The organism is Caulobacter rhizosphaerae (genome assembly GCF_010977555.1).
GTDB lineage: Bacteria > Pseudomonadota > Alphaproteobacteria > Caulobacterales > Caulobacteraceae > Caulobacter > Caulobacter rhizosphaerae.
Genome location: NZ_CP048815.1, coordinates 5,342,111 through 5,357,283 on the forward strand (window position 1 = coordinate 5,342,111; position 15,173 = coordinate 5,357,283).

At 68.7% G+C, this 15,173-nt stretch carries 18 protein-coding genes; 15 read left to right on the plus strand and 3 right to left on the minus strand.

All coding sequences use genetic code 11. The features are described 5' to 3' along the window. The first annotated feature begins 295 nt into the window (after positions 1–295). Both G3M57_RS24480 and G3M57_RS24485 read left to right on the plus strand, forming a co-directional pair. A complete protein-coding gene (locus tag G3M57_RS24480) occupies positions 296–829 on the plus strand; it encodes a DUF2975 domain-containing protein (RefSeq protein WP_056755893.1) in 534 nt (177 codons plus the stop codon). 23 nt (positions 830–852) lie between these two features. Beyond that, complete coding sequence (locus tag G3M57_RS24485; protein WP_028040500.1) at positions 853–1,083, plus strand: helix-turn-helix domain-containing protein; 231 nt, start codon at positions 853–855, stop codon at positions 1,081–1,083. A gap of 181 nt (positions 1,084–1,264) precedes the next feature. Here the strand turns inward: G3M57_RS24485 and rph are convergent, their stop codons facing one another. Beyond that, positions 1,265–1,987, minus strand: a complete 723-nt coding sequence (gene rph, locus G3M57_RS24490; RefSeq protein WP_163233376.1) for a ribonuclease PH — start codon at positions 1,985–1,987, stop codon at positions 1,265–1,267. Between the two features lie 113 nt (positions 1,988–2,100). Here rph and hrcA point away from each other — a divergent pair, with 113 nt between their 5' ends. Together hrcA and grpE are read left to right on the plus strand one after the other, a co-directional pair. Next, on the plus strand, positions 2,101–3,177 hold the full coding sequence (gene hrcA / locus G3M57_RS24495; RefSeq protein ID WP_056755887.1) for a heat-inducible transcriptional repressor HrcA: 1,077 nt from the start codon (positions 2,101–2,103) through the stop codon (positions 3,175–3,177). 8 nt (positions 3,178–3,185) lie between these two features. Continuing rightward, positions 3,186–3,821, plus strand: coding sequence for a nucleotide exchange factor GrpE (gene grpE / locus G3M57_RS24500; protein WP_056755884.1), 636 nt, complete (start codon positions 3,186–3,188; stop codon positions 3,819–3,821). Between the two features lie 173 nt (positions 3,822–3,994). Here the strand turns inward: grpE and G3M57_RS24505 are convergent, their stop codons facing one another. Next, on the minus strand, positions 3,995–4,465 hold the full coding sequence (locus G3M57_RS24505) for a low molecular weight protein-tyrosine-phosphatase (protein ID WP_056755881.1): 471 nt from the start codon (positions 4,463–4,465) through the stop codon (positions 3,995–3,997). 96 nt (positions 4,466–4,561) lie between these two features. Here G3M57_RS24505 and msrA point away from each other — a divergent pair, with 96 nt between their 5' ends. The 3 genes from msrA (at position 4,562) to G3M57_RS24520 (ending at position 7,114) form a co-directional block, all read left to right on the plus strand. Next, positions 4,562–5,080 (plus strand): peptide-methionine (S)-S-oxide reductase MsrA, encoded by a 519-nt coding sequence (gene msrA, locus G3M57_RS24510; protein ID WP_163233378.1) that lies wholly within the window; start codon positions 4,562–4,564, stop codon positions 5,078–5,080. 309 nt (positions 5,081–5,389) lie between these two features. After that, positions 5,390–6,508, plus strand: coding sequence for a DNA polymerase III subunit beta (gene dnaN, locus G3M57_RS24515; protein WP_028040494.1), 1,119 nt, complete (start codon positions 5,390–5,392; stop codon positions 6,506–6,508). A 138-nt stretch (positions 6,509–6,646) separates the two neighbouring features. Beyond that, positions 6,647–7,114, plus strand: coding sequence for a hypothetical protein (locus G3M57_RS24520; RefSeq protein ID WP_056755876.1), 468 nt, complete (start codon positions 6,647–6,649; stop codon positions 7,112–7,114). Positions 7,115–7,211: 97 nt separating this feature from the next. Here the strand turns inward: G3M57_RS24520 and G3M57_RS27790 are convergent, their stop codons facing one another. Then, positions 7,212–7,340 (minus strand): hypothetical protein, encoded by a 129-nt coding sequence (locus tag G3M57_RS27790; RefSeq protein WP_255355511.1) that lies wholly within the window; start codon positions 7,338–7,340, stop codon positions 7,212–7,214. 171 nt (positions 7,341–7,511) lie between these two features. On the opposite strand from G3M57_RS27790, the gene G3M57_RS24525 reads away from it, so the two are divergent. The 8 genes from G3M57_RS24525 to G3M57_RS24560 all read left to right on the plus strand — a co-directional run bounded on the left by G3M57_RS24525 (position 7,512) and on the right by G3M57_RS24560 (position 15,162). After that, positions 7,512–7,886, plus strand: coding sequence for a VOC family protein (locus G3M57_RS24525; RefSeq protein ID WP_056755871.1), 375 nt, complete (start codon positions 7,512–7,514; stop codon positions 7,884–7,886). A 75-nt stretch (positions 7,887–7,961) separates the two neighbouring features. Then, complete coding sequence (locus G3M57_RS24530; RefSeq protein ID WP_163233379.1) at positions 7,962–8,711, plus strand: SDR family NAD(P)-dependent oxidoreductase; 750 nt, start codon at positions 7,962–7,964, stop codon at positions 8,709–8,711. Positions 8,712–8,817: 106 nt separating this feature from the next. Further along, positions 8,818–8,973, plus strand: a complete 156-nt coding sequence (locus G3M57_RS24535; protein ID WP_163233380.1) for a hypothetical protein — start codon at positions 8,818–8,820, stop codon at positions 8,971–8,973. 112 nt (positions 8,974–9,085) lie between these two features. Further along, positions 9,086–10,249: a DNA replication/repair protein RecF gene (gene recF, locus G3M57_RS24540; protein WP_163233381.1), complete on the plus strand. Its 1,164-nt coding sequence runs from the start codon at positions 9,086–9,088 to the stop codon at positions 10,247–10,249. Then, positions 10,246–12,738 (plus strand): DNA topoisomerase (ATP-hydrolyzing) subunit B, encoded by a 2,493-nt coding sequence (gyrB, locus tag G3M57_RS24545; RefSeq protein WP_167531083.1) that lies wholly within the window; start codon positions 10,246–10,248, stop codon positions 12,736–12,738. The genes recF and gyrB overlap by 4 nt, the downstream gene beginning before the upstream one ends. Positions 12,739–12,860: 122 nt before the next feature. After that, positions 12,861–13,742 carry an alpha/beta fold hydrolase gene (locus G3M57_RS24550; protein WP_163233382.1) on the plus strand — a complete coding sequence of 294 codons (882 nt, stop codon included), beginning with the start codon at positions 12,861–12,863 and terminating at the stop codon, positions 13,740–13,742. A gap of 97 nt (positions 13,743–13,839) precedes the next feature. After that, entirely contained in the window at positions 13,840–14,070 is a 231-nt protein-coding gene (locus tag G3M57_RS24555; protein ID WP_163233383.1) for a DUF5961 family protein, read from the plus strand. A 132-nt stretch (positions 14,071–14,202) separates the two neighbouring features. Continuing rightward, positions 14,203–15,162, plus strand: a complete 960-nt coding sequence (locus tag G3M57_RS24560; RefSeq protein WP_163233384.1) for a bifunctional helix-turn-helix transcriptional regulator/GNAT family N-acetyltransferase — start codon at positions 14,203–14,205, stop codon at positions 15,160–15,162. Positions 15,163–15,173: the final 11 nt, after the last annotated feature.

Consider the following 15,173-nt stretch of genomic DNA (forward strand, 5'->3'; position numbering starts at 1 on the left):
ATCGATAAGCAACATTGGCGCTGGCGGAATCGCCCCCTATCTTCGGAACCTGGGAGACACGCCATGCCGGCGCGGTCCCGCACCCGACCCGAAGGCCCGCCATGTCCGCCGCCAGACTGATCCGCATCGTCGACGCCGTCGCCACCCGCATGGCCACGCTGACGCTGATCGCCGGTCTGCCGCTCGCCGCCGTGACCTTCGCGATCAAGACGTTCTGACCCGGCGTCCAGCCCGCCTTTGACCGGTCCCGATCCGCCGGGGCATGGTCGGCGTTTCTGCGTGAGGGGAAGAGCGGATGCGCGCCTTGGGGCCTGGCTCGGTATCGAGTTTCCTGAAGATCATCCTGGACGTGATCTATGTGGGCCTGTGGGTCTGGGTCAGCCTGCTGGCGATCTTCACGGTCGCGGTGCTGCTGCTCAGCTTCAATCCCGAACTGATCACCGCCAAACTGCATATCGGCAGCGCGATCGACGAGCTGATCAGCAAGGGGCCGCTGTTCGCCGGCGCCCTGGGGGCCTGGGCCCTGCTGTCGGGCGGCTGGATGGTGATCGTCGAGCGCCTGCGGCGGGTGTTCTCCACCCTGACGGCCGGCGATCCGTTCCATCCGGACAATGTCCGCCGCCTGAGGGTGGTGGGCCTGGTCCTGGCCGCCCTGGAGATCGGCCACTACATCTTCGCCGCCCTGGCCAAGTGGCTGGCGCCGGACACCAAGATCGTCGACGGCTCGTTCAGCCTCAGCGCCTGGTTCCCGGTCCTGGTGGTGTTCGTCCTGGCCGAGGTCTTCCGCGAGGGCGCGCGCCTTCGCCGGGAAGCCGAACTGACAATCTGACGACGCGGAGACGAAAGAACCCCATGGCCATCCGCGTGCAACTGGACCGCATCCTGCTGGAGCGACGGATGTCGCTGACCGAACTGTCGGACCGGGTCGGCGTGACCATCGCCAACCTGTCGATCCTCAAGACCGGCAAGGCCCGCGCCGTGCGCTTCACCACCCTGGACGCCCTGTGCCGCGAACTGGACTGCCAGCCGGGGGACCTGATGACGTACGAACCGGGGCCGGGCGAGGTTCACGAGGAGGACTGAGACTTTCTCCTCCTCGCACTTCCTTTCAACCGTCATTCCGGGCCTGGTGCCCGGAACCCCTGGTTCAGCCGACGGTGAAGCGAAATGGCGCGCCAGCGCGCCACCCTCCTGCCCTTGCGGCGGATAGAGGGGTCCCGGGCACAAGGCCCGGGATGACGATGGTAAGGGGGCTTCCCGGGCCCTACTTCGCCGCCGACACCGCTTCCCGCTGCTTGATGAACAGCTCCCCGATCCCCTTCTCGGCCAGGGCGAACAGGCCCTCGAACTCCGCCCGCGTGAAGCCGCGCTTCTCGCCTGTGGCCTGGATCTCGACGATGTCGCCGGCGTTGGTCAGCACGAAGTTGCTGTCGGCCTCGGCCTGACTGTCTTCCTCGTAGTCGAGGTCCAGCACCGGGGTGTCCTTGAACACGCCGCACGAGACAGCCGCCACCTGGCCCAGGATCGGGTCGGTCTTCAGCACGCCTTCCTCGATCAGGTAGTTGACCGCGATGCGCAGGGCCACCCAGGCGCCGGTGATGGCGGCGGTGCGGGTGCCGCCGTCGGCCTGGATGACGTCGCAGTCCAGGCTGATCTGGCGCTCGCCCAGGGCCTTCATGTCGACCACGGCGCGCAGGGAGCGGCCGATCAGGCGCTGGATTTCCTGGGTGCGGCCGCTCTGCTTGCCTTGCGCGGCTTCACGGCGACCGCGCGTATGCGTGGCCCGGGGCAGCATGCCGTACTCGGCCGTGACCCAGCCGGCGCCCTTGTTGCGCATCCAGCCCGGGACGCTTTCCTCGACCGTGGCGGTGACCAGCACCTTGGTATGGCCGAAGCTGACCAGGCACGAGCCCTCGGCATAGCGGTTGACGCCGGTCTCCAGCGTGACTTCGCGCGTTTGGTCGGGGGCGCGTTCGGACGGACGCATGGAACAACTCCGGGGCTTTGCGTGATAGGATGGGGCCGCTTATCCTAACTTCGACGGGGTCGTCCAATCCCGTCGGAACCTGGGGAGCCCGCTGGGGCGCGTTCGAAGGCTAGATGACACAGCTTTTTTCGGGTTTTTCCGCTCAGACTCCCAGTCTCACCGACCTGGACGCCCGGGCCCGCGACATCTTCCGGCGCGTGGTCGAATCCTATCTCGACACCGGCGAGCCGGTCGGCTCGCGGACCCTTTCACGGGGCGGCGTGGCCCTGTCGCCGGCCTCGATCCGCAACACCATGCAGGACCTGGCCCACTTGGGCCTGCTGGACGCCCCCCACACCAGCGCCGGCCGGATCCCCACCCATGCCGGCCTGCGGATGTTCGTCGACGGCCTGCTGGAGGTGGGCGACATCGGCGAGGACGAGCGGCGGACCATCGAGGCGCGGCTGTTCGCCCATGGCCGCTCGTTCGAGGAGGCGATGGGCGAGGCCAGCGCCATCCTGTCCGGCCTGGCCGGCGGTGCGGGGGTGGTGGTGGCGCCGGTCCGTGAGGGCGGGGTCAAGCACGTGGAGTTCGTGGCCCTGGGCGCCGACCAGGCCCTGGCGATCATGGTGTTCGACGACGGCACGGTCGAGAACCGGCTGATGAAGCGCGCCGCCGGCGTCACGCCCGCGGCCCTGCAGGAGGCCTCCAACTTCCTCAACGCCCGCCTGCGTGGCCGTACGCTGAACGAGACCAAGGCCGAGATGGCGGCCGAGCTGGACACGGCCCGGCGTGAACTGGACGCCGCGGCGGCGCGTTTGGTCGAGGACGGCCTGGCCGCCTGGAGCGGCGGTGATGACGCCGACCGCGCCCTGATCGTCCGCGGCCGCGCCAACCTGCTGGCCGACGCCAGCGCCCGGGAGGACCTGGAGCGCGTGCGGCGGCTGTTCGACGACCTGGAGCAGAAGGGCCAGTTGATCGGCCTGCTGGACGACGTGCGGACCGCCGAGGGCGTGCGCATTTTCATCGGGGCCGAAACGCGACTCTTTTCGCTTTCGGGTTCCTCCCTGATCGCGGCGCCCTATATGTCGGGCCGACAGAAGGTGCTGGGGGCGATCGGCGTGATCGGCCCCACCCGGTTAAACTATGCCCGGGTGATCCCGCTGGTGGACTATACCGCCCGCGTGCTTGGCCGGATGATGGACGGATAGAGGACGAGATGACCGACGAACAGACGCCGGCCGAAGACGTGGCTTTCGATACCGACCAGGCTTCGTGGGAAGACGCGTCGCAGGAGATCGAGGCGCTGAAGCTGGAAGTGGCGGCGCTGAAGGATCAGGCCCTGCGCTACGCGGCCGACGCGGAGAACACCAAGCGCCGGGCCGAGCGCGAGATGAACGACGCCCGCGCCTATGCGATCCAGAAGTTCGCCCGCGACCTGCTGGGCGTGGCCGACAACCTGTCGCGCGCCACGGCCCACAGCCCGCGCGACTCGCAGGACGCGGCGGTGACCAACTTCATCATCGGCGTCGAGATGACCGAGAAGGAGCTGCTGGGCGCCTTCGAGCGCAACGGCCTCAAGAAAATCGATCCGGCCAAGGGCGAGAAGTTCGATCCCCACCTGCACCAGGCGGTGATGGAACAGCCCTCGGACGAGGTCTCGGCCGGCGGCGTCATCCAGGTGCTGCAGGCCGGCTACGAGCTGATGGGTCGCCTGGTCCGCCCGGCCATGGTCGCCGTGGCCGCCAAGGGCTCGAAGGGCCCTGACGCCCCGGCCGAACCGACCGCCGGCGCGGCCAACCCCTACGCCGCGACGGGCGACACCTCGGGCGAGGCGTTCGACACCAAGGCTTGAGCCGTTTCCCTTTCTCGAACCGTCATCCCGGGCCTTGTGCCCGGGACCCCTGGTTCAGCTGAACCGTGAGACGCAAGCGGTTCGCTGGCGAACCGCCACCGCTGCACCTACGGCGGACAGAGGGATCCCGGGCACAAGGCCCGGGAAGACGAGCTGAAGAAGAAAAAAGCGCTCTAGCCCTCTCCCTCGATCCGATCCGCCAACCCCCTGGCCCCCGCCACGGCGTCGGCCCAGGTCACGTCGAAGTCGGCGTCCTCGCCATAATAGGGATCGGCCACGGACTTGCCCTGGCGGCCCTCGACGACATCCAGCAATAGCAGCAGTTCGCCCGTCGCATCGGCCGGCCGCAGGGCTTTCAGGTCCGCCAGGTTGGCGCGGTCCAGCGCGACGATGTGGCTGAAACGGCGGAAGTCGTCGGGCGTGACCTGCCGCCCGCGATAGCCGGAAATGTCGATCCCCTGCCGCCGCGCCACCGCCTGGGCGCGGCGGTCGGGCGGATGGCCCACGTGCCAGGACCCGGTGCCGGCCGAATCGATCTCGACCTCCAGGCCGCGTCGCGCGGCTTCCTGCCGGAAAGCCGCCTCGGCGAGGGGCGAGCGGCAGATGTTTCCCAGGCAGACGAACAGGACGGCGGCGGGCTTCACGGATGACCTCTCGGCAACGGGACGCGCCGCTTGCGCGCGCGCCGGACAGGCCCAACATGTAGCCTCGCCCATTGCCCTGACGAAAGGCCGACTCCCATGACCACCGAGACCGCGATTCTCGCCGGCGGCTGCTTCTGGGGCGTCCAGGATCTGCTGCGCCGCTATCCGGGCGTGCTGAAGACCCGCGTCGGCTATTCCGGCGGCGACGTGCCCAACGCCACCTATCGCAACCACGGGACCCACGCCGAGGCGATCGAGATCGTCTTTGATCCCGCCGTGATCAGCTATCGCCGGATCCTGGAGTTCTTCTTCCAGATCCACGACCCGACCACCCTGAACCGCCAGGGCAACGACATCGGGACCAGCTACCGCTCGGCGATCTTCTATCTGAGCGACGAGCAGAAGCGCGTGGCCGAGGACACCATCGCCGACGTCGACGCCTCGGGCCTGTGGCCGGGCAAGGTGGTGACCGAGGTCGCGCCCGCCGGCCCGTTCTGGGAGGCCGAGCCCGAGCACCAGGACTATCTGGAGCGCATCCCCAACGGCTACACCTGCCACTTCATCCGCCCGGGCTGGACCCTGCCGACGAGGACCGAGCGCGCGGCTGTCGTCTAGGTCGGATCACGTTCGGCTTCGGAAGCGAAAACCTCGTCCTTCGACAGGCTCAGGATGAGGTTTTCTAGGGCCGAGGCTCGCCCATGGTCCTCATCCTGAGCCTGTCTAAGGACGAGGACCACGCACCGACCTGACCGTCGACGGAGCATGGGCAAGGCGCCTTGCGCGACGGGGCGCGCATTTCGCCGCACCCCGTCGCGCGCCCCCTCTTCCCCAGCGGCGCGATTACGCTAATGTCGCAAGTCCATTCATTGCGGGGCTGCGGGGGATTCTCTCTGTCGGCGGCGGCCCTGGGACCTGGACCGAGATATGAAGCTTACCATCGAGCGGGCGGCGCTGCTGAAGGCGCTGGGTCACGTGCAGAGCGTCGTGGAACGCCGCAACACCATCCCGATCCTGTCGAACATCCTGCTGTCGGCCGATCGCGACACCCTGTCGTTCTCGGCCACCGACCTGGACATGGAGATCATCGACGAGGGCCTGGCCCAGATCGACGTGCCCGGCCAGATCACCGCCCCGGCCCACACCCTGTATGAAATCGTCCGCAAGCTGCCCGACGGCTCGGACGTCTCGCTCAGCTTCAGCGGCGACGATCCCCGCCTGGTGATCCAGGCCGGCCGTTCGCGCTTCAACCTGCCGGTCCTGCCGGCCGGCGACTTCCCGGTGATGAGCAGCGACGGCCTGTCGGGCCGCATCTCGGTCGACACCAACGAGCTGATCCGGCTGATCGACAAGACCCGCTTCGCGATCTCGACCGAAGAGACCCGCTATTACCTGAACGGCTTGTACCTCCACACCGTCAACGACGGCGGCGTGACGAAGCTGCGCGCCGTGGCCACCGACGGCCACCGCCTGGCCCTGGCCGAGATGGACGCCCCCGAGGGCGCGGCCGGCCTGCCGGGCATCATCGTGCCGCGCAAGACCATCCAGGAGGCCCGCCGCCTGATGGAATCGGCCGGCGAGCAGGTCGACCTGCAGGTCTCGGCCCAGAAGGTCCGCTTCGAGTTCGGCCGTGCGGCCCTGACCTCCAAGGTCATCGACGGCGCCTTCCCGGACTATCTGCGCGTGATCCCGCGCGACAACGCCAAGATCCTGACCCTGGACAACGACCTGTTCGCCAAGGCGGTCGACCGGGTGGCCACCATCTCGGCCGAGAAGAGCCGCTCGGTGAAGCTGGCGGTCGAGCCCGGCCGCATCACCCTGACGGTCCGCAACATGGAGGCCGGCCAAGCTGTCGAGGAGGTCGAGGTCGACTACGACGGCGAGGCCTTCGAGATCGGCTTCAACGCGCGCTACCTGCTAGACGTCTGCGGCCAGATCGGCGGCCCGATCGCCGAGTTCCGCTTCGCCGACCCGGCCTCGCCCACCCTGGTGGTCGACCCCACCGACCCGGGCGTGAAGTACGTGCTGATGCCGCTGCGGGTGTAGGGGCTTCGAGGGTTCGCTGATTATGGAAACGGGCGCCGCGGCGCCCGTTTTGCTGTGCGGTTCCGGTCTGTCCGCCATCCAGGATTGACGGCCTTCCAGCGATCCTGCCCACTGGCGACGTCAGAGGGGCGGATTTTCATGGCCAGACAGCGAGGCGGTCGAAACATCCTCGACAGCGGCATGAGCCTCGGCGGGTGGGTGGTGATCGCAGCGTCGGTCGGGATCTGCGCCGCGATCTATCTCGCCCAGAAAAACGCGTCGGCGGACGAGGCCGCGTTCTGGAGCCTTCGCGGTCCCCCTTGCCCGCCCCTGGACCAAACCCGCTACCAGCGGGCCTGGGGCACGGCCCAGGTCACGCGGTACGAGGGGGCGAGTTTCGAATATCGGGTCGGTCACATGATGTGCACCCGACGGCCGGGCGAACCCGGAAGCGGCGGCCCTTATCCCGTCTGCCAGTTCACGGGGCCCGTCTTCCTGGGCGTCGAGACCGGCGGCCGCCGTTCCTATTTCGCGCCGCCGTCGCGCTATGCGGCCCGCGTGGCGATCCTAAACGGCCAGGCCCGTTGCGTGCTGATCCCACGTTTCAAGATGAACGCGCGTCGCTAGAGCCGCCGCGCCGCGTGGCTGCACGCGGCTTGCACCGGTTTTGTCTCTGCGCGACCTTTTGCGGAACCCCGTCTCAGGGGTTTTCCGCGCGACAGCCTCAGGCCACCCCGAGGATCCGCACCACCAGCCAGAGTCCACCGCAGATCACCGCCCAGCCGGTCGCGATACCGAGCTCCGGATTGCTCTGCCACCATTGGCGCGGTGCGCCGAAAGCCTTGAGTTTCATATCCCCCTCCCCAGGGTTTGGTACCGCTATTCAGAACATAGAAACCTTGTTGCGCAAGCAACTTCCGGTTCCTGCGACGACTTGCGCGCGAATCCCGGAACAAAGGGGCCTCTTGCAGGCATCGCCGCCCGTGCTAGCCTCCGTTGCATAAAAAAACGGGAGGCGACGCGCATGGCCAGGGTCAGCTACATGACGGTGGGGTCCAACAGGCTGGAGGCGGCCAAGGCGTTCTACGACGCCCTGCTCGGCACGATCGGCATGACCGGCGTCTACGAGCACCCCTCGGGCGGACGGCTCTATCGGGGCAAGGGCACAGGCCTGTTCGGCGTGCTGGGACCCTATGACGGCGAGCCGGCCTGCGTCGGCAACGGCACGATGGGCGGCTTCGATTTCGAGAGCCGCGAGGCGGTCGACGCCTTCCACGCCAAGGCCATCGAACTGGGCGGGACCTGCGAGGGCGCGCCCGGCGAGCGGATGCCCGGCGCCTATTTCGCCTATTTCCGCGACCTGGATGGCAACAAGCTGTGCGGCTACAAGTTCGGCTGACCGCGCCCTGGCGCCGACGGGGCTCGAGCGCCTATATCCTCGGCGGGCGTTTCCGGCGCCGACGAGGAGCATCCCATGAGCAAGGATTTGAGCGGCCGCGTGGCCCTGGTCACCGGCGCGTCGTCGGGCTTTGGCGAGGCCGTGGCCGTGGGCTTGGCCAAGGCCGGCGCCAAGGTGGCCCTGGCCGCCCGTCGCGAGGATCGCCTGCGCGACCTGGCCGGCCGGATCGAGGCGCTCGGTGGGGAGGCCCTGGTGATCGTCGCCGACTTCACCAAGGAGGCCCAGGCCCAGCGCGCGGTCCGTGAGACCGAGGAGACCTTCGGGCGGGTCGACATCCTGATCAACAACGCCGGGGTCATGTACCTGGAGCCGGTGGCCACCGCCGACCTCGCCCGCTGGCGGTCGATGCTGGAGCTCAACCTGCTGGGCCTGATCGCCGCCACCCAGGCCGCCCTGCCCGGCATGACCGCTCGCAAGGACGGCCACATCGTCAACATCGCCTCGACCGCCGCCCATGTCGCCAACCCGATGGCCGCGGCCTATTCCGCCACCAAGTTCGGCGTGGCCGGCTTCTCCGAGTCGCTGCGCAAGGAGGTCCACAAGGACAACATCCGGGTGACCGTGATCTCCCCCGGCATGGCCGCCACCGAGTTGCGCGACCACATCGCCGTCGCGGCCGTGCAGTCCGCCGTGAACACCTCGGCCGAGGCCATGCGCCAGCTGACCGCCGAGGACGTCGCCGACGCGATCCTCTACGCCGTCTCCAGGCCCCCGCACGTGATGATCAACGAGATTCTGATGCGCTCGACCGACCAGGAACGGTAGGCCTCGCGCGACCGGCTCCGGGCGAGGCCCAGATTCGGGCGCCGTCCCAACCCGCCTACGCCACGATCGGGGCGCACAGCGGAAGGCGCATCGCAAGGAGGCCGCCATGCACACGCGCTGGGACCGCATCGCCGCCATCGTCTTCAGCGGGACCGCCTGGGCGCTGGCCCTGGTGGCCGGGCCGCACATGGCCCACGCCCTGCGTCACCCCACCCGCCTGATGGCTCACGCCTCGATCGGCCGCCGACGCGACCTGGGCTGATCGCGGCGCTCGGACCTGGGACCCGAACAGGCTGGGGCAAGTCCCGCGATTCGCATCGCTCTTGCGGAAAACCGGCGTCCACTTTTCCGCGCGATGCTCTAAGAACGCGTGGGTGAGCCGCGCCGCCCTCCTTTCGCTGACCCTGACCGACTTCCGCTCGTACGAGCGCGCGCGGCTGCGTCCGGAAGGGGCCAGCGTCTATCTGTTCGGGGCCAATGGGGCGGGCAAGACCAACCTGCTGGAGGCCATCAGCCTGCTGTCGCCGGGCAAGGGCCTGCGAGGCTCCGGCCTGACCGAGGTCGGCCGCCGGCTGCCCGGCGAGGCCGGGGGCCGCGCCTGGGCCGTCGCCGCCGAGGCCCAGGCCGGAGACGACGAGCCGGTGCGGCTGGGAACCGGCGTCGAGCTGGCCGGCGCGGCCCGCCGGGTGGTCCGCGTCGAGGGCGAGACCGTCCCGCCCGGGCGCCTGGCCGACTATGTTCGCCCCATCTGGCTGACCCCGGCCCAGGACCGGCTGTTCCTCGAGGCGGCGGGCGAGCGGCGCAAGTTCTTCGACCGCCTGGTGTTCGCCGGCGAGCCCGACCACGCCCGCCACGCCAACGCCTATGACAAGGCCCAGCGCGAGCGCATGCGGCTGCTGACCGACGCCGCGGAGACCGGCCAGCCGGCCGACGCCATCTGGCTGGCCGCCCTGGAGGCCCGGCTGGGCCAGGCCGGAGCCTTGATGGCGGCGGCCCGGGCCCGGACGCTCCGGGCCCTGCAGGCCGAGATCGACGGCCGCGGCGACCGCCCCTTCCCCCGCGCTCGCCTGGCCCTGACCGGCGAGTGGGAAAGACTGGCGCTGGACGGCGTCGAGGCCGGCGAAATCGAGGCCCGGCTCGCCGTCGCCCTGGCCGCCGCCCGCCCTCGCGACGGGGCCGCCGGACGCGCCCTGACTGGCCCGCACCGGGGCGATCTGGCCATCCACCACGTCGACAAGGACCGTCCCGCCGCGGAATGTTCGACCGGGGAGCAGAAAGCGCTGATTCTGAACCTGGTTTTGGCCCAGGCCGCGCGACTTTCGCGTGCGAAGGACGCGCCGAATCCTATATTGTTGCTCGACGAAGTCGCCGCGCATCTCGACCTGAAAAGGCGGGCCGCCCTGGCCGACGAAATCACGGCGCTCGGCCTGCAGGCTTTTCTGACAGGCACCGACGAGTCGCTGTTCGACCATCTGAAAGGTCGGGCTCTGGGCGTTCGCGTCAGCGAACTCGGCCTGACCGCATTGGAAGACGTATGACCGAAGAGACCAAAGGCCCTGAAGCCGACGCCAACACCGATCGCCTCACCACCGCCGACGGTTCGGAAATGTCTGCCCCCGAAGTGATGACCGGCGAGTACGGCGCCGACTCCATCAAGGTGCTCAAGGGCCTGGACGCGGTGCGCAAGCGCCCCGGCATGTACATCGGCGACACCGACGACGGCTCGGGCCTGCACCACATGGTCTACGAGGTGGTCGACAACGCCATCGACGAAGCCCTGGCCGGCCACGCCACCAGGGTGGAGGTGATCCTCAACGCCGACGGCTCGGTGACGGTCACCGACGACGGCCGCGGCATTCCGGTCGGCATCCACGAGGGCGAGGGCGTCAGCGCGGCCGAGGTCATCATGACCCAGCTGCACGCCGGCGGAAAGTTCGACCAGAACAGCTACAAGGTTTCGGGCGGCCTGCACGGCGTGGGCGTCTCGGTGGTCAACGCGCTCAGCGACTGGCTGGAGCTGAAGATCCACCGCGACGGCCACAGCCACCAGATGCGCTTCGAGCGCGGCGACGCGGTGACCTCGCTGAAGGTGACCGGCGACTCGCCCATCCGCGCCGACGGTCCCAAGGCCGGCGAGGTGCTGACCGGCACCGAGGTGACCTTCTTCCCATCCAAGGACACCTTCGCCTTCATCGAGTTCGACCGGAAGACGCTGGAGCATCGCCTGCGCGAGCTGGCCTTCCTGAACTCGGGCGTGACCATCTGGTTCAAGGACGACCGCGACGCCGAGCCCTGGCTCGAGAAGCTGCACTACGAGGGCGGCATCGAGGCCTTCGTGCGCCACCTGGACAAGGCCAAGACCCCGCTGCTGAAGACCCCGATCGTCATCCGCGGCCGCAAGGACAAGGTCGAGGTCGACCTGGCCCTGTGGTGGAACGACAGCTACCACGAGCACATGCTGTGCTTCACCAACAACATCCCGCAGCGGGATGGCGGCACGCACCTGTCGGCGTTCCGCGGCGCGCTGACGCGCATCATCACCGGCTACGCCGAGAGCTCGGGCATCACCAAGAAGGAAAAGGTCAGCGTCGGGGGCGAGGACGCCCGCGAAGGCCTGACCTGCGTGCTGTCGGTCAAGGTGCCGGACCCCAAGTTCAGCTCGCAGACCAAGGACAAGCTGGTCTCGTCCGAAGTGCGCCCGGCGGTCGAGAGCCTGGTGCAGGAAGGCCTGGCCACCTGGTTCGAGGAGCATCCGAACGAGGCCAAGGCCATCGTCGGCAAGATCGCCGAGGCCGCCGCCGCCCGGGAAGCGGCCCGCAAGGCCCGCGAACTGACCCGTCGCAAGAGCGCGCTCGACATCACCTCGTTGCCGGGCAAGCTGGCGGACTGCTCGGAGCGCGACCCGGCCAAGTCCGAGATCTTCATCGTCGAGGGCGACTCGGCCGGCGGCAGCGCCAAGCAGGCCCGCAACCGCGACAACCAGGCCGTCCTGCCCCTGCGCGGCAAGATCCTGAACGTCGAGCGCGCCCGCTTCGACAAGATGCTGTCGTCCGACCAGATCGGCACGCTGATCACCGCCCTGGGCGCGGGCATCGGCCGCGACGACTTCAACCCGGACAAGGTGCGCTACCACAAGATCGTGCTGATGACCGACGCCGACGTCGACGGCGCCCACATCCGCACCCTGCTGCTGACCTTCTTCTACCGTCAGATGCCGGAGCTGATCGAGCGCGGCTACATCTACATCGCCCAGCCGCCGCTCTACAAAGCCGCCAAGGGCAAGTCCTCGCGCTACCTTAAGGATGACAGCGAGATGGACGCCTTCCTGGTGGACGAAGGGGTCGACGGGGCCGAACTGGACCTGCCCTCGGGCGAGCGCCGCACCGGCCAGGACCTGCTGGCCCTAGTCCAGCTGTGCCGCCAGGCCAAGGGCAACATCGACCGCCTGTCGCAACGCGCGCCCGCCTTCGCCATCGAGCAAGCCGCCTTGGCCGGCCTGTTCGGGGATGCGCCCGACATCGCCGCCGCCGCCAAACGACTTGATCTGTATGCGGAGGAAGGTGACGGCCCGTGGTCGGGCGAGCGCGGCGACACCGCGTTCGTCTTCAAGCGGATCCGCCGCGGCGTGACCGAAAGCGTGGTGCTGGACGACGGCCTGCTGCACGCCGCCGACGCTCGCCGCCTGGCCGAACGGGCCGGCGCCCTGGCCGACATCTTCTCCGGCTCGGCCGTCTTCCGGCGCAAGGACAAGTCGACCACCGTGCGCGGCCCGCTCGACCTGGTGGGCGCGGTGCTGGACGCCGGCCGCAAGGGCCTGTCGATCCAGCGCTACAAGGGCCTGGGCGAGATGAACCCGGACCAGCTGTGGGAAACCACTCTGGACGTCGAGGCTCGCACCCTGCTGCAGGTCCGCGTCAACCACGCCGACGACGCCGACGACATGTTCAGCCGCCTGATGGGCGACCTGGTCGAGCCCCGCCGCGAGTTCATCCAGGAAAATGCGCTGGACGCCGAGGTGGACGTCTAGGGCGCGTCCGGAGGCTAGCGGCGCCCGTTCGGAGAGGCGGAAGGGCGTCCGCTGGCGGAACCCGGGGCAGACGAGCCGGTTCTTGAACTGTGGGGCTCCATCCTCGGAGCGGAACGGCTCAGGTGACCTTAGCAGCGGTAGCGCACAGGCGGCTCAAGCTTGACGGGTATGAGGTCTTCTACCGGGAGGCCGGCGCCGCCGATGCGCCGGTGATCCTGCTGCCGCACGGCTATCCCTGCTCATCCTACGAATTTCGCGCCTTGATGCCGGCGCTCTCCGATCGCTGGCGCCTGTTGGCGCCGGACTTCCCCGGCTGCGGCTACAGCGACACCCCCGCTGGTTTCGCCTACGACTTCGACGGGTACGCGGCGTTCCTGGCGCGCTTCCTCGACAGGCTTGGCGTCGACCGCTTCGCGCTTTACCTCCATGACTTCGGCTCGCAGATCGGCCTTCGGCTGGCGATCGCGCGGCCGGAGGCGGTGACGGCCGTGATCATCCAGAACGGCGACATCTACGAGGACGCGTTCGGGCCGAAGTACGAAGGGCTCTTCGATATTCTCCGCCGCCCTGAAGCCGAAGCGCGGGCGGCGCTGGCCCAGGCCGTCACCGAGGAGGAATTCAAGGCGGAGTTCCTCAACGACGTGCGGCCCGAGCTGGCCGACCTGATCCCGCCCGACCTCTGGACCTTGCATTGGGCGCTGATGACGCCGCGGCGCAAGGCGATCACCGTCGACGTCCTGGCCGGGCTGCAACAGAATCTCGATTGGTTTCCCCGCTATCAGGCCCATTTGCGCGACCACCGGCCGCCGGCGCTTATTTTGTGGGGATCGCAGGACGGCTACATGCCCGAAGCGTCCGCGCGGGCCTATCTGCGCGACCTGCCCGACGCCGAACTCCACCTTCTGGACGGCGGCCATTGGCTGCTCGAGGTTCAACTCGAACAAGTCGTCCGCCGCATAAGGCCGTTCCTGGAGCGAACGCTCGGCCGGCGAGCGAATGCGTGAGTGTCCAAACGCCAAACCAGACCTCCATTTGCGATCGGGCTTTCGACCGATGAATCCATTCGCGGGTTCGGGCGTTTTCAGCCGGAAGGAGCGACTGATGTCCGAGATCCAGAGCTATCGCGTTCACGCCCGCGACGACGACCGCAGCCATGGCCACGCCGTGGATGCGTCCAGTTTCGAGGAGGCGGCGATCGCCTTCGTGGAGATGTGGCGTCCGCCCGTCGACGCCGACAACGAGGTTTCGGTTATCGTCCGCGAAACCGAGAGCGGCGTGGAGCTGTGCTATCGGATCGATCTGGACGGCGGCGACACCATGCCTTGCCAATAGGTTCGACGTCCCGATCGTCGGCGAGATGAACGGCGAGCGACGCGCCCGCTCAGATCGGTCGGCGCGCCGCCGCTGCTTGCTCCAGCCCGCTTAGACGGTTATATATAGCGCGCTATATTGATGAGGCGCGCGATGACTCCAGACACCCTCGCCGACCTTGGGCCGGCCTTTCTCGGCAGCCGGCTCAAGCGGCTGTCCGACCGCCTCCAGGCGGAAGCGACGGCCGTTCTCCAGGCGCACGACCTGCCGATCCAGCCCGCACAGCAGGTGCTGCTGGCGGCGCTGAAGCAGGACGGCGCCCTGACAATCGGCGCCCTGGCTCAGCGCCTGCGACTCAGCCAGCCGACCATCACCCGCACCGTGCAGGGCCTGGTGGACCAGGGCCTGGTCGCGGTCAGCCGCGGGGCGCGCGACCTGCGCCACAAAACCCTATCGCTGACCGAGGACGGTGCGCGGGTGATCGGCGCGGCCCAGCGGGAGATCTGGCCCCGGGTCGCGGCGGCCGTGACCGAGCTTTGCGACGGCGGCGAGCAGGCGTTGCTCGACCAGATTTCGGCCTTGGAGGCGCGGCTCGACGCCAAGTCGCTGGTCGATCGCGTGACCGCGGCGCGCGGCCTGACGGTCCGCGAGTTCTCCGACGACCTGGCCGGAGCCTTCTACGCGATCAACGCCGCCTGGATTTCGCAGATGTTCACGCTGGAGGAAAACGACGTCACCCTGCTGGAGAACCCGCGCGCGCTGATCGTCGACAAGGGCGGGGCGGTGCTGTTCGCCCAGACCCCAGACCTCGGCGTGGTGGGGACCTGCGCGATCATGCGGATGAAGGACGGCTGGTTCGAGCTGACCAAGATGGGCGTCCTGGAAGCGGCGCGGGGCCGCAAGGTCGGCGAGTTCCTGCTGGCGGCGGCGCTCGAGCGGGCCGAGGCCATGGGCGTGGCCGACCGGCTGTACCTGCTGACCAACCGCAAGTGCGCGGCAGCCATCCACCTCTACGAGAAGCTCGGCTTCCAGCACGACGCCGAGATCATGGCGTTGTTCGGCGGCCGCTACGAGCGCTGCGACGTGGCGATGCGGTACTGGCCCGCTTCATGAATTCGTTGGCC

Bases quoted from the DNA above. Each gene is read 5' to 3' on its own strand.
- G3M57_RS24480 (WP_056755893.1), top strand. From the start codon at position 296: ATGCGCGCCTTGGGGCCTGGCTCGGTATCGAGTTTCCTGAAGATCATC.
- G3M57_RS24485 (WP_028040500.1), top strand. From the start codon at position 853: ATGGCCATCCGCGTGCAACTGGACCGCATCCTGCTGGAGCGACGGATG.
- rph (WP_163233376.1), bottom strand. From the start codon at position 1,987: ATGCGTCCGTCCGAACGCGCCCCCGACCAAACGCGCGAAGTCACGCTG.
- hrcA (WP_056755887.1), top strand. From the start codon at position 2,101: ATGACACAGCTTTTTTCGGGTTTTTCCGCTCAGACTCCCAGTCTCACC.
- grpE (WP_056755884.1), top strand. From the start codon at position 3,186: ATGACCGACGAACAGACGCCGGCCGAAGACGTGGCTTTCGATACCGAC.
- msrA (WP_163233378.1), top strand. From the start codon at position 4,562: ATGACCACCGAGACCGCGATTCTCGCCGGCGGCTGCTTCTGGGGCGTC.
- dnaN (WP_028040494.1), top strand. From the start codon at position 5,390: ATGAAGCTTACCATCGAGCGGGCGGCGCTGCTGAAGGCGCTGGGTCAC.
- G3M57_RS24520 (WP_056755876.1), top strand. From the start codon at position 6,647: ATGGCCAGACAGCGAGGCGGTCGAAACATCCTCGACAGCGGCATGAGC.
- G3M57_RS27790 (WP_255355511.1), bottom strand. From the start codon at position 7,340: ATGAAACTCAAGGCTTTCGGCGCACCGCGCCAATGGTGGCAGAGCAAT.
- G3M57_RS24525 (WP_056755871.1), top strand. From the start codon at position 7,512: ATGGCCAGGGTCAGCTACATGACGGTGGGGTCCAACAGGCTGGAGGCG.
- G3M57_RS24530 (WP_163233379.1), top strand. From the start codon at position 7,962: ATGAGCAAGGATTTGAGCGGCCGCGTGGCCCTGGTCACCGGCGCGTCG.
- G3M57_RS24535 (WP_163233380.1), top strand. From the start codon at position 8,818: ATGCACACGCGCTGGGACCGCATCGCCGCCATCGTCTTCAGCGGGACC.
- gyrB (WP_167531083.1), top strand. From the start codon at position 10,246: ATGACCGAAGAGACCAAAGGCCCTGAAGCCGACGCCAACACCGATCGC.
- G3M57_RS24555 (WP_163233383.1), top strand. From the start codon at position 13,840: ATGTCCGAGATCCAGAGCTATCGCGTTCACGCCCGCGACGACGACCGC.
- G3M57_RS24560 (WP_163233384.1), top strand. From the start codon at position 14,203: ATGACTCCAGACACCCTCGCCGACCTTGGGCCGGCCTTTCTCGGCAGC.